This is a genomic window from Duganella sp. HH101 (assembly GCF_001758795.1).
Classification (GTDB): Bacteria; Pseudomonadota; Gammaproteobacteria; order Burkholderiales; family Burkholderiaceae_D; genus Rugamonas; species Rugamonas rivuli.
The window spans coordinates 219,646-231,401 of the sequence record NZ_LRON01000004.1 but is presented as its reverse complement, the minus strand read 5'-3'; the positions used below and the strand labels follow the sequence as shown (position 1 = coordinate 231,401).

The window sequence follows — 11,756 nt, the reverse complement described above, 5'->3', positions numbered from 1 at the left end:
CCCCCGGACCGCCCACCTGCCCCGTTAGCCGCGATGCCGCGCCAACTCTGGCACCGGCTGCTGCTGTGCTGCGCGCTGCTGATCCTGGCGCTGCCGGCGCCGTCCTGGGCGGCCAGGGAGCGCAAGGTGCTGGTGCTGTATTCGCTGGGCGCCGATTCGGCGTCGGCCTGGCAGCGCCTGATCCACAAGGGCCTGTCCGCAGAACTGGCCGACAAGAACCTGACGTCGGCGCTGGGCATCTTCGAGGAGCGCTTCGACGCCGTGCGCGTCGGCGACGAGCAGGCGCAGGCCGGCATGGAGCAGTACCTGCGCACCAAGTACGCGCACATCCAGTTCGACGCCATCATCACCGAAAACTATGTGGCGGCCCGCTTCCTCAGCGAGCGCCCCGGCCTGTTCCGCGGCGTGCCGCGCCACTACCTGAACCATGGACGCCTGAACTGGCAGCCGCCCGACGGCATCGCCTACCAGGTGCAGGCAGACTTCGGCCGCACCATCGGCATCATCCCGCAGGTGGCGCCGGATGTGCGGCACGTGGTGGTGATCGGCGACAGCACGGAGCGCATCCAGGAATCGGTGAACGGCGTGCGCCAGGTGGCCGGCAACTACGCCAGACAGATGAGCTTTGAATACTGGGACCAGCTGAGCTACGCCGAGATCTTCCGCCAGGCGGCGCTGCTGCGGCCGGGCAGCGCCATCTTCCTGCTGCCGACCTATCACGACAGCACCGGCGCGCGGCGCCGGCCGGTGGACATCGCGCGCCAGCTGGCGGCCACCACGCAGGTGCCGATCTTCACCAACTGGGAAGCCATCGTGGTGCCCGGCGTGGTCGGCGGCTATGTGGTCAGCGCCGAGCGCATCGGCCGCGCCATCGCCAAGATCCTGATGCAGCAGCCGCCCGACATCGCCGGCATCCCCGGCTACCTGTTCGACTACGGCGCGGTGCAGCGCTTCCACCTGCAAAATATTCCGCCGACGGCGCAGTGGGTCAACCGGCCGCAGAGCGTGTTCGAACAATACCTGTGGCAGATCCTGGCCGGCGCCACGCTGATCGTGCTGGAGGGGATATTGATCTCGGCGCTGATCGTGGCGCTGCGCAGCCGCCGCCAGACGCTGTGCGCGCTGCACGATGAACGCAACCAGCTGGAAGCACGCGTACTTCAGCGCACTTTGGAACTGATGGTGGCCAACACCAAGCTCGAACAGCTGGCCACCACCGACCCGCTGACCGGCATCGGCAACCGCCGCCGCATGACGGAGCAGATCAACAAGGAGCTGGAACGCAGCCGCCGCTTCAAGCATCCGCTGTCGCTGCTGATGGTCGACATCGACCACTTCAAGAACGTCAACGACATCTACGGCCACGAGGCGGGCGACCGCGCCATCGTGGCGGTCGCGCGGGCGCTGGCGGGCGGCATGCGCAATATCGACATGGCGTCGCGCTTCGGCGGCGAGGAGTTCGTGTTGCTGATGCCGGAGACCGATGTCGATGTCGCCAGCGGCGCCGCCGAACGGCTGCGCTGCGATGTGGCGGCGCTGCGCATCGAGGGCGACAACGGCGAGCAGATCGCGCTCACCGTCAGCATCGGCGTGGCGGCATCGCTGCCGGAGGGGCCGCCGGACAGCGCCTCCTCGCTGATATCGCGGGCCGACAAGGCGCTGTACCAGGCCAAGCACGAAGGGCGCGACCGGGTGGTCAGCGCCTGACGCGGCGGCCGCGCCTGACGGCATCGCCACAACAACTTAACGCGAATCATTATCATTTGCATTGACATTTGCGTTTTTGCAAGATAAGGTTGTGCCGCTTTTTACACAACCACTTCCCCGCTCAATGAAAACCGTTCTCAAACCAGTCCCCCTGCTGCTGGCAGGCCTCTTTTTCAACGCCCATGCGGAAGACATCCAGACCATGCAGCAGGTCGTCGTGACCGGCGCCAGCGATGGCCTGGCCGGCGCCGCCGCCGGCGCCAAGACCCAGGGCAGCCTGCTCGACGCGCCGCAATCGGTCAGCATCGTGAGCCAGGAAAATCTGCGCAACCGCGCCGCGTTGACCAGCAAGGACGCGCTGGACTATGTCAGCAGCGTGGTGGCCGGCCAAGGCGAAGGCCGGCGCGATGAGTTCTACATCCGCGGCTTTTACTCGCTGCGCGACGCCAGCCTCGATGGCGTGCGCGACGACACGCTGTACTCGCGCGACCTGGCGACGGTGGAGAAGATCGAAGTGATCAAGGGCGCCGCTGCGGCGCTGTATGGGCGCGGTTCGGCCGGTGGCCTGATCAACCGCGTCAGCAAGCAGCCGCGCGCCAGGCAGGAAACCGAAGTCTCCGCCACGGTGGCGTCGGATAACGAACGGCGCGCGAGCGTCGATGCCGGCGGCGCCCTGGGCGGCGGCATCGATGGCCGCCTGATCGCCGTGTACGATAGCGGCGACAGCTATCGCGATGTGGTCGAACACACGCGCAAGCTGCTGGCGCCTTCGCTGAAGTTTGCACTGTCGCCGGCAACCTCGCTGCTGCTGCAAGCCGAGGTACAACGCGAAGACCGCACGCCGGATCGCGGCGTGCCGTCGCTGGCGGGCCGGCCGGTCGATGTACCGCCTTCGACCTACTACGGCGAAAGCTACGACTACACCCGCACCGACAGCGACATGGCGAAGGCCAAGCTGGAACACCGCTTCAACGACCGGCTGAAGCTGGAAAACACCTTCCAGTACAGCCGCACGGAACTTGAAGGCGTGAACACACGCAACCGCCGCGTCAACGCCGACAAGACCGTGTCGCGCCAGATCACCTACTTCCCGCAGACGCAGCGCAACCTGATCAACCAAACCGAGTTGGCGTACACGCTGGACCAGCATGCGCTGCTGGTCGGCTTGGAGCTGTCGGACCAGAAGCGCGATGTCGTCACCGCGCAGACCGGCATCGCCTTTCCCGTGAACCTGTACGCGCCGCAGCATGTGCTGCCTGCGCCTGCCCTGAGCACCCTGCCGGTATCGCTGAACAACGCGTTCACGGCCAAGACCCGGGCGCTGTACCTGCAGGACCAGATCAGCATCGCGCCGCAGTGGAAGGCACTGGCTGGCGTGCGCTTCGACCGCTTCCAGCAGGAGCAGGACAATCGCCTGGCCAAGGTGTTCAGCGAACGCACTGATAACGTTGTCTCGCCGCGCGCGGGCCTGGTGTACCAGCCGCTGGACGGACAGTCGTGGTATCTGAACCTGAGCCGCTCGTCGCAGCCAGGCGGCGGCGACCTGCTGTACACCGGCAGCACGCCGCTGTCGCAGGTCAAGCCGTTGCAGACGGATTTGCAGGAAGTGGGCTACAAGCAGGAATGGCTGGGCGGCCGCTTCTCCACCACCGCCGCGCTGTTCCGCATCGAGCAGCGCAATCAGCTGACGCTGGACCCGTCCGATCCGGCAGGCCTGCGCCAGCTACAGGTCGGCAAACAGCGCAACCAGGGCGTTGAGCTGGAGCTGCAAGGCACGCTGTGGCAAGGCGGTCGCCTGAACGCATCCTACACCTACAACGATGCGCGCATCGTCGCATCCAACGATATCCCGAGCGGCAATCGGGCGGAGATGACGCCGCGCCAACGCGCATCGCTGTGGGTGGACCAGGAGTTGGGCGGCGCGTGGAGCGCGGGCCTGGGCGTGCTGCTCAGCGGCAGCCAGTTCGCGCTGTCGGACAACGCCGTGCAGCTGCCCGGCTACGGCCGCGTGGATGCGGCGATAGGCTATCGCGGCAAGCAGTATGAGGTGCGCTTCAAGTTGAACAACGTCGGCAACGCGCGCTTCTACGAATCGGCCATCAACAACGTGCAGATCCAGCCGGGCGCGTCGCGCAATGCAAGCGTGACGCTGACCAGCCGGTTCTGATCCTGCAGGCGCCTATTCGGCGTCCGGCTGCTGCGACGGGTGCGCCTGCTGGAAGGCAGGCAGCTCGGCGCAGGCGTCGAAGATGCGCATCACTGTCGGATACGGCGCCAGGTCCACGCCGAAGCGCTGGGCGCCGAACACCTGCGGCACCAGGCAGCAATCGGCCAGCGTCGGTGTATCGCCATGGCAGTAGCGGCCCGTGCGCGGGTCGTCCGCCAGCAAGCGCTCCAGCGTCGCCATGCCGGCGCCCAGCCAATGCCGCTGCCATTGCAGCTTGACCTCTTCGCTGACGTTCAACTCCCCCTTCAGATACTTCAACACGCGCAGGTTGCCCAGCGGGTGCGTGTCGGCGGCCACCGTCAGCGCCAGCGCGCGCACGCGGGCGCGGTCGGCGGCGGCGCTTGGCAGCAGCGGCACTTGCGGGCGCGTCTCTTCCAGGTATTCGATGATGGCCAGCGACTGGCCGATCACGCTGCCGTCATCGTCCAGCGTCGGCAGCAGCGCCGATGGATTGACGGCGCGGTAGGCGTCGGCCAGCTGTTCGCCGCCGTTGCGCAGCAGGTGCACCGGCAAGGCCTCGTAGGCCAGGCCTTTCAGGTTCAGCGCAATGCGCACGCGGTAGGCGGCGGTGCTGCGGAAGTAGGTATAAAGCTTCATGCAAGTTCTCGTTCAAAAATTTGGGCCGGCTGCGGACGGTCCATCATCCACAGCATGACCGCCGACAGCAGCGCCGGCACGGCGGCGATGACGAAGATGGTGCTGTTCGGCCAGTTCATGCGTATCAGTTCACCGCCCAGCACCGGGCCGATGATGGAGCCGACGCGGCCCACGCCCAGGCTCCAGCCGATGCCGGTCGAGCGCAGCGTGGTCGGATAGTAGTTGGCCGCCAGCGCGTTCACGGCCGGCTGGCCGCCGACGATGCAGAAGCCCGCCACCAGGATCGCCAGGAACAGGAAGGCCAGCGACGCTTCCGGACGGCCGATCAGCACGATCGCCACGGACGCCACCAGGAAGCCAGGTATCAGCACGCGGCGGAAGCTGGAGCGGTCGATCAGTTGACCCATCATCAGCGTGCCGATGGTGCCGCCGATAGGCAGGATGGTGCCGGCCAATACCGCCATGCTGGTCGACATGCCGGCGTCCTTGAGGATGGTCGGCAGCCAGTTCGACAGGAAGTACAGGTTGAGCAGGTTGAGGAAGTTGACCAGCCAAAGCAGCACGGTGGTGCGCGCGCGGCCTTCGCGGAACAGCTCCGCCACGGAGCCGCGCTTGCCGGTCTTCTCGTGCACCAGGTAGCGGCTGCCCGCATGCACGGTGGACGTTGGATCGATGCGGCGCAGCCACTGCGCCACGCGCTCGACGCGCTTGCCGCTCAGGACCACGTACTGCATCGACTCCGGCAGCATGAAGATCATCAGCACGCCGATCGCCAGCGGCAGCACGCCGCCGACGTAGAACACCGACTGCCAGCCGTACGAAGGAATCAGCGCGGCCGAGGCCAGGCCGCCCACTACGGCGCCCACGGTGAAGCCGCAGGACACCAGCATCATCAGCGTGACGCGGCGGCGCAGCGGGCTGTACTCGCCGGCCAGCGCCATCACGTTGGGCATGATGGCGCCGAGGCCGACGCCGGTGACGAAGCGCAGCCATTGCAGCTGTTCCAGCGTGGTGCAGGAAGGAGTCAGCAACATGCAGACCGAGAAGAACATGGTCGCGCCGATCAGCACCGGACGACGGCCTATCTTGTCCGCCATCACGCTGAACACCAGCGAACCGACCAGCATGCCAAGCAGGCCGGCGCCGAACACCGGCCCCAGGCTGGCTTTGCTGACATGCCATTCCTGGATGATGGCCGGCGCCACGTAGCCCATCGCCTGCACGTCGAAACCGTCCATCAGGATGCACAGGCCGCACAGCAGATACACGCCGATCTGGAAGGCGCTGATCTTGTTGTTGTCGATGAGTGCGGGGATATCTACTTGTTGTTCCATCTTGTCTCCTCCTGCCTCGCCGGCGCTTTAGCTGCGCTCTTGGTAGTGCGTGACGGTTTGTTCGATGGCGCCGAAGATGCTGGCGCCATGCTCGTCGTGCATCTCGATGCGCACGCTGTCGCCGAACTTGAGGAAGCCGGTCTGCGGCTTGCCGCTCTCGATGGTCTCGTACATGCGCACCTCGGCCAGGCAGCAGTAACCCACGCCGCCGTTGGCGATGCTGGATCCATGCAGGCTGCCCTGCTTGTTCGACACCGTGCCGGAACCGATGATGGTGCCGGCCGCCAGCTCACGCGTGGCGGCGGCATGCGCCACCAGTTGCGCGAAGTTGAAGGTCATGTCTTCGCCGGCGTTCGGCTTGCCGAAAGGCTGCTGGTTCAGATCGACCAGCAGCGGCAGGTGCAGCTTGGTGTCGGCCCAGTGCGCGCCCAGTTCGTCCGGCGTGACCGCCACCGGCGAGAACGCGCTGGCGGCCTTGGACTGGAAGAAGCCGAAGCCCTTGGCCAGTTCGTTCGGAATCAGGTTGCGCAGCGAGACGTCGTTGACCAGCATGACCAGGCGGATCGCCTTGGCGCTGTCTTCAACGCTGGCGCCCATGCGCACGTCGCCGGTGATGACGGCTACTTCGGCCTCCAGGTCGATGCCCCATTCTTCCGACAGCGCGAAGATCGGATCGCGCGGGCCGATGAAGCTGTCCGAGCCGCCCTGGTACATCAGCGGGTCGGTGTAGAACGAAGCAGGCACTTCGGCGTTGCGCGCCTTGCGCACCAGTTCAACGTGGTTGATGTAGGCGGAACCGTCGGCCCATTGATAGGCACGCGGCAGCGGCGAGTGGCAGTAATGCTGGTCGAACGGATGGGTGTCGACGGCTTCGCCTGCGTTCAGCGTGGCGTAGACCTGCTCCAGGCGTGGCGACACCAACTCCCAGTTGTCCAGCGCGTGCTGCAGCGTGGCGGAGATTTTCGGTACGTGCTGGTAGCGCGACAGGTCGCGGCTGACCACCACCAGGCGGCCATCGCGGCTGCCGTCTTTCAGGGTTGCGAGCTTCATGCTTTCACCTCCGGTGCGTGCATCCAGGCGGCGTGCTTGGGCGCCTTGCGGGTTTGCGACCACTCTTCCAGCATCTCCCATTTGACGGCGTCGAGCTTTTGCATCATCTCCGGCGTGCCGGTGTTGACCGCCAGTTCCAGGCGGTGGCCGTTCGGGTCGAAGAAGTAGATCGATTTGAAGATGGTGTGGTTGATCGGGCCGATCACGCTGATGCCGGCGGCGACCAGGCGCTCCTTGGCGGCCAGCAGTTCGTCCATGGTCTCGACCTCCATCGCCAGGTGCTGCACCCAGGCCGGGGTGTTGTGGTCGCGGTCCATCGGCGCCTGCGTCGGCAGCTCGAAGAAGGCCAGCACGTTGCCGTGGCCGGCGTCCAGGAACACGTGCATATACGGGTCCGGCGCCTTGGTGGACGGCACTTCGTCTTCGGCGATGGCCAGCACGAAGTCCATGTTCAGGTGTTTGACGTACCACTCGACGGTCTGCTTGGCGTCGATGCAGCGGTAGGCCACGTGGTGTATTTGCTTGATTTTCATGTTTGTCTCCAACTCGGTCATTCCGCATTAAATGCGAATTTCAGATATCATACAAACGATATTTTTCAGCTCACTTATCAGGTTTTCCGATGAATCCTAGTTTGCGCCAGATGCGCGCCCTGGTGGCGCTCGCCAAAACCGGCAGCTTTACGCTGGCCGCCGAGCATCTCAATGTGACGCAGTCCGCGCTCAGCGGGCAGATCAAGGAGCTGGAACAGATGCTGGGCGTGCGCGTCGTCGAGCGTACCACGCGCAAAGCGCAGCTGTCCGAGATCGGCCGCGAGCTGACGCCGCTGTTCGAGAAGATGCTGCAAGACCTGGACCGGGCCATGGCCGACATCGCCAGCCGCAAGGCGCTCAAGCAGGGTTCGGTGCGGGTGGCGGCGCCGCAGATGCTGTCCTGCACGCTGATACCCGAGGTGATCGCCGCCTACAAGGCGCGCTATCCGGACGTGCAGGTGTGGCTGGCCGACAGCCCGGTGGAGATGGTGTCGGCGCGGGTGTTCAGCGGCGAGGCCGACTTCGGCATCGGCCCGGACCGCGACACCACGGCCGAGATCGAAGCGCAGCCCTTGTTCGAGATGCCCTTCGTGGTGGTATATCCGCCCGGCCATCCGCTGGAGCAGCGCAAGCGCATCACCTGGGCCGACGTCAACGAGTTCCCGCTGATTTCGCTGCAGGGGCAGTTCACCGAACGGCTGCTGCGCGACATGCACGCGTCCTTCCGCGAACAATCGCTGAGCCCGTACAACGAAGTGACCTTCATGACCACCGCGCTGGCCATGGTGCACGCGCGCCTCGGCATCACGGTGTGCCTGCCGTACGCGGAAAAAATGGTGCAGCTCTACGGCTTGCAGATGCGGCCATTGGAATCGCCGGCGCTGACGCGGCGCTTTTTCGTCTACACCCGCAATGCGCGGGCGCTGTCGCCGGCGGCCGAAAGCTTCGTCGCCTTCCTGCAGGAGTTTGCGGCGGCCCATCAGTGGAATGTGCCGCAGGGCTGATCGTCTTATAATTGACCTATGACAGCAGATACCATCGCCATCAATCAGCAGATGGACCAGTTCGACGGCCACCACAGCGTCTGGCTGTTCGGCTACGGTTCCCTGATTTACAAGGCCGACTTCCCCTACCTTGAACGCCGCCCGGCCAGCATCGCCAACTGGACGCGGCGCTTCTGGCAAGGTTCGCACGACCATCGCGGCACGCCGGACGCGCCGGGACGGGTTGTTACCATTATCGAAGAGGCCGGCGCCATCTGCCACGGCATGGCCTACCTGATCACGCCGGAAGTGTTCGCCCACCTGGACCACCGCGAAAAGAACGGCTATCTGCGGCTGGCGATCGCCATCGCGTTCGAAGAGGGTGACAGCGTGGAAGGCCTGGTCTACATCGCCACGCCGGACAATACGGCCTTCCTCGGTGCAGCCTCCGAACAGGAGATCGCGCGCCACATCGCCCGTTCAGCCGGACCGAGCGGGCCGAACAGCGACTACCTCAACCACTTGGCCAACGCGCTGCGCGAACTGGGCCGCCACGATCAGCACGTGTTCGAGATCGAACGCCACCTGGCGGCGTTGAAGGACTAGTTGAGGCTGGCGAGATACGCGCACAGCATGTCGGCCAGCGCTTCCGAGTAGGCGTGGGTTTCCTCCTCCGTACGCGGTGTTTCCGAAAACTGTTTGCCGACTGAACCGAAGGTCGTCATGACGAGGTCGCCCGCCAGGGCTCGCACGCTGTCCGTGACCGATGGCAGGGCTTCCAGCATGAAGGCATTCATGATGCCGTCGACCTCCGAGCGCGTCTCGTGGGCTTCTGGACTGTCGCGGTAGTAAGGCGCGGCATCGTTGAGCGCAGTGCGGACTTCAGCCTCTTCCACTTCCGAGCGCAGGAAGGCGTGCACCAGCGCGCGCAGCCGTTCCAGCGGCGGCTTCTGCTTTTCTTGCAGGATGTTGATCAGCATTTCCGTGGTCTGCCGCCACTCATCCGCTTGCAGCCGGAACAGGATGGACGCCTTGTTCGGAAAGTACTGATACACCGAGCCCACGCTCACGCCCGCCCGCTCCGCCACCCGCGTGGTGGTGAAGCGGCGCACGCCCTCCTTCGCCAAAACCTGAATAGCCGCCTCCAGTATCGCGGAAACCAGGTCGGCGGAGCGAGCCTGTTTCGGCTTTCTGCGCGGGGAGATCGAGGCTTTGGGGCTATCTGTCATGGCAGGGAGCGGGAACGCGAATTGGAAACATGAAGGATTCTTCATATTATATCCGTTCTTACTTCTAAAGGAATCCAGCATGACTACCCTGACCTCCCAACCCGTTGCCGCCCTGCTCGACCGCTTGTTCGAAGAGACTGCCGCCGTGCGCATCGCCGACATCCCTGCCGTCGCCGAACTGACCAAGGACGAACGCGAACGCCTGATGCGCAGCAAGACCGAGTACCTCAATCTCTACCATCGCCTGAAGGATGCGCCGTTGCCGGTATCGCGCGAGACCGGCGCGCTGCTGTACATGCTGGCGCGCAGCAGCAACGCGCGCAACATCATCGAGTTCGGCACGTCGTTCGGCCTCTCGACTTTGTACCTTGCTTCCGCCCTGCGCGACAACGGCGGCGGCCGCTTGATCACCACCGAGTTCGAGCTGTCCAAGGTGGAGCGGGCGCGCGACAACCTGATCGCCGGCGGCCTGCTCGACCTGGTGGAAATCCGCGCCGGCGATGCGCTGGAAACACTGGCCACCGACCTGCCCGAGCGCATCGACCTGCTGCTGCTCGACGGCGCCAAGGCGCTCTACCCAGAGATCCTGGCGCTGGTGCAAAGCAGGCTGCGCCCGGGCGCGATCATCGTCGCCGACAACGCCGACTACAACCCGGACTACGTAGCGATGGTGCGTTCGCCAGCATCGGGCTTCATGTCGATGCCGTTCGCGGACGATGTTGAGCTCTCCGTCTACACAGGTGTGGTGGACGCGTCAGAATAAATCCATCTGTCCCGCTGCGGCCGCCGCCTTGGCGCGCGCGCCCAGCGGCGGCACCACCAGCGGCCGCGTGAACTGCGACGCGTCCATGTTGTGGAAGCGGCTGCCGCGCCCTGTCAGGTCGAGACGCTCGGTGGCGATCTTGAAGCGCTGGCGTATCAGCTCGGCCCATACGCCCTCGCCTTTCATGCGGGCGCCGAAGTCGCTGTCGTAGTCTTTGCCGCCGCGCATCTCGCGCACACGGTTCATCACCCGCTTGGCGCGATCGGGAAAGTGCGCCTGCAGCCATTGCTGGAACAAGGGCGCCACTTCCCACGGCAGGCGCAGCACGGTGTAGTGGGCGCTGACGGCGCCGGCTTCCTTGACCGCTTCCAGGATGCGCTCCAGGTCGGGTTCCGTGACGAAGGGGATAATCGGCGCGATGCTGACCGCGACCGGGATGCCGGCGTCGGTCAGCGTGCGTATCGTGCGCAGGCGGCGGGCCGGTGCGGCGGCGCGCGGCTCCAGCGTGCGCGAGACGGCCGGGTCCAGCGTGGTCAGCGTGATGGCGACGCCGGCCTGCTGCCGGGCCGCCATGGCAGACAGGATGTCGATATCGCGCTCGATCAGCGAGGACTTGGTGATCAGCCCTACCGGGTGCTGGCATTCTTGTAAAACCTCCAGCACGCGGCGCGTGAGTTTGCGTTCGCGCTCGCAGGGCTGGTAGGCGTCCGTGTTGACGCCGAGGGCGATCGCGGACGGCTCGTAGGCAGCCTTGGCCAACTCGCGCCGCAGCACTTCCGGCGCGTTGACCTTGGCGAAGATCTTGCTCTCGAAATCCATGCCCGGCGACAGGCCGAGGTAGCTGTGCGTTGGCCGCGCGAAGCAGTAAATGCATCCGTGTTCGCAGCCCCGGTACGGATTCAGCGATACGCTGAACGGCAAGTCCGGCGAGGCGTTGCGGCTGAGGATGGATTTGCAGTATTCGTCCGTGACCACGGTCTTCAATGCGGAGGGTTCTTCCTCTTCACGCTCCCAGCCATCGTCGTAGGCGACGCGGGCGTTGACCTCGAACCGGCCCTGTAGGTTCGACACCGCGCCACGGCCTTTTTGCGCCTTCAGCGAAGGAGGCGGCAGCATCACTTGTTCATGGTTGTTTTCATCGTGGGACATGGCGGCACCAAACTACTGTATACATATACAGTATTCTAGGCGCTAAAAACGGCGATATCAAGCGAAATATCAATCTCGCGGGCTTGCTGTCTTGGGGACAACGTGGTCAAGCTGGTATCATGCGGGCTTCCGGGGGAAGGACTTTCCCCGCGCCACGCGCGCCCCCACCCCCGCATCGCCAGGA

At 65.1% G+C, this 11,756-nt stretch carries 11 protein-coding genes; 5 read left to right on the top strand and 6 right to left on the bottom strand.

Translation table 11 applies throughout. From position 1 onward, the window contains the following. Positions 1–33: 33 nt before the first annotated feature. Positions 34–1,707, top strand: coding sequence for a sensor domain-containing diguanylate cyclase (locus DUGA2_RS08550; RefSeq protein WP_229214634.1), 1,674 nt, complete (start codon positions 34–36; stop codon positions 1,705–1,707). 124 nt (positions 1,708–1,831) lie between these two features. Next, complete coding sequence (locus DUGA2_RS08545; protein ID WP_070268723.1) at positions 1,832–3,874, top strand: TonB-dependent siderophore receptor; 2,043 nt, start codon at positions 1,832–1,834, stop codon at positions 3,872–3,874. A gap of 12 nt (positions 3,875–3,886) precedes the next feature. Here DUGA2_RS08545 and maiA read toward each other — a convergent pair whose 3' ends face one another. From maiA to DUGA2_RS08525, 4 genes are read right to left on the bottom strand one after another with little or no spacing between them, the layout of a single operon-like run. Further along, a complete protein-coding gene (gene maiA / locus DUGA2_RS08540; protein ID WP_070268720.1) occupies positions 3,887–4,531 on the bottom strand; it encodes a maleylacetoacetate isomerase in 645 nt (214 codons plus the stop codon). Then, positions 4,528–5,865: an MFS transporter gene (locus DUGA2_RS08535; RefSeq protein WP_070268717.1), complete on the bottom strand. Its 1,338-nt coding sequence runs from the start codon at positions 5,863–5,865 to the stop codon at positions 4,528–4,530. The genes maiA and DUGA2_RS08535 overlap by 4 nt, the downstream gene beginning before the upstream one ends. A 27-nt stretch (positions 5,866–5,892) precedes the next feature. Next, positions 5,893–6,915 (bottom strand): fumarylacetoacetate hydrolase family protein, encoded by a 1,023-nt coding sequence (locus DUGA2_RS08530; protein ID WP_070268716.1) that lies wholly within the window; start codon positions 6,913–6,915, stop codon positions 5,893–5,895. Beyond that, complete coding sequence (locus tag DUGA2_RS08525; protein ID WP_070268715.1) at positions 6,912–7,448, bottom strand: VOC family protein; 537 nt, start codon at positions 7,446–7,448, stop codon at positions 6,912–6,914. Before DUGA2_RS08525 ends, DUGA2_RS08530 begins: the two co-directional genes overlap by 4 nt. 89 nt (positions 7,449–7,537) lie before the next feature. Here DUGA2_RS08525 and DUGA2_RS08520 point away from each other — a divergent pair, with 89 nt between their 5' ends. Together DUGA2_RS08520 and DUGA2_RS08515 are read left to right on the top strand one after the other, a co-directional pair. Further along, positions 7,538–8,452 carry a LysR family transcriptional regulator gene (locus tag DUGA2_RS08520; protein WP_070268713.1) on the top strand — a complete coding sequence of 305 codons (915 nt, stop codon included), beginning with the start codon at positions 7,538–7,540 and terminating at the stop codon, positions 8,450–8,452. A gap of 18 nt (positions 8,453–8,470) precedes the next feature. Beyond that, complete coding sequence (locus DUGA2_RS08515; RefSeq protein ID WP_070268711.1) at positions 8,471–9,037, top strand: gamma-glutamylcyclotransferase; 567 nt, start codon at positions 8,471–8,473, stop codon at positions 9,035–9,037. Here DUGA2_RS08515 and DUGA2_RS08510 read toward each other — a convergent pair. Next, entirely contained in the window at positions 9,034–9,660 is a 627-nt protein-coding gene (locus tag DUGA2_RS08510; protein WP_070268709.1) for a TetR family transcriptional regulator, read from the bottom strand. The genes DUGA2_RS08515 and DUGA2_RS08510 overlap by 4 nt on opposite strands. Before the next feature lie 79 nt (positions 9,661–9,739). Between DUGA2_RS08510 and DUGA2_RS08505 the strand changes: the two genes are divergently transcribed. Further along, positions 9,740–10,423, top strand: a complete 684-nt coding sequence (locus DUGA2_RS08505) for an O-methyltransferase (RefSeq protein WP_070268707.1) — start codon at positions 9,740–9,742, stop codon at positions 10,421–10,423. Here the strand turns inward: DUGA2_RS08505 and DUGA2_RS08500 are convergent. Continuing rightward, positions 10,415–11,572, bottom strand: a complete 1,158-nt coding sequence (locus DUGA2_RS08500) for a PA0069 family radical SAM protein (protein ID WP_070268705.1) — start codon at positions 11,570–11,572, stop codon at positions 10,415–10,417. The genes DUGA2_RS08505 and DUGA2_RS08500 overlap by 9 nt on opposite strands. Positions 11,573–11,756: the final 184 nt, after the last annotated feature.

Excerpts from the sequence above, each read along its gene's own strand:
- DUGA2_RS08550 (WP_229214634.1), top strand. The coding sequence starts at position 34 with ATGCCGCGCCAACTCTGGCACCGGCTGCTGCTGTGCTGCGCGCTGCTG.
- DUGA2_RS08545 (WP_070268723.1), top strand. The coding sequence starts at position 1,832 with ATGAAAACCGTTCTCAAACCAGTCCCCCTGCTGCTGGCAGGCCTCTTT.
- maiA (WP_070268720.1), bottom strand. The coding sequence starts at position 4,531 with ATGAAGCTTTATACCTACTTCCGCAGCACCGCCGCCTACCGCGTGCGC.
- DUGA2_RS08535 (WP_070268717.1), bottom strand. The coding sequence starts at position 5,865 with ATGGAACAACAAGTAGATATCCCCGCACTCATCGACAACAACAAGATC.
- DUGA2_RS08530 (WP_070268716.1), bottom strand. The coding sequence starts at position 6,915 with ATGAAGCTCGCAACCCTGAAAGACGGCAGCCGCGATGGCCGCCTGGTG.
- DUGA2_RS08525 (WP_070268715.1), bottom strand. The coding sequence starts at position 7,448 with ATGAAAATCAAGCAAATACACCACGTGGCCTACCGCTGCATCGACGCC.
- DUGA2_RS08520 (WP_070268713.1), top strand. The coding sequence starts at position 7,538 with ATGAATCCTAGTTTGCGCCAGATGCGCGCCCTGGTGGCGCTCGCCAAA.
- DUGA2_RS08515 (WP_070268711.1), top strand. The coding sequence starts at position 8,471 with ATGACAGCAGATACCATCGCCATCAATCAGCAGATGGACCAGTTCGAC.
- DUGA2_RS08510 (WP_070268709.1), bottom strand. The coding sequence starts at position 9,660 with ATGACAGATAGCCCCAAAGCCTCGATCTCCCCGCGCAGAAAGCCGAAA.
- DUGA2_RS08505 (WP_070268707.1), top strand. The coding sequence starts at position 9,740 with ATGACTACCCTGACCTCCCAACCCGTTGCCGCCCTGCTCGACCGCTTG.
- DUGA2_RS08500 (WP_070268705.1), bottom strand. The coding sequence starts at position 11,572 with ATGTCCCACGATGAAAACAACCATGAACAAGTGATGCTGCCGCCTCCT.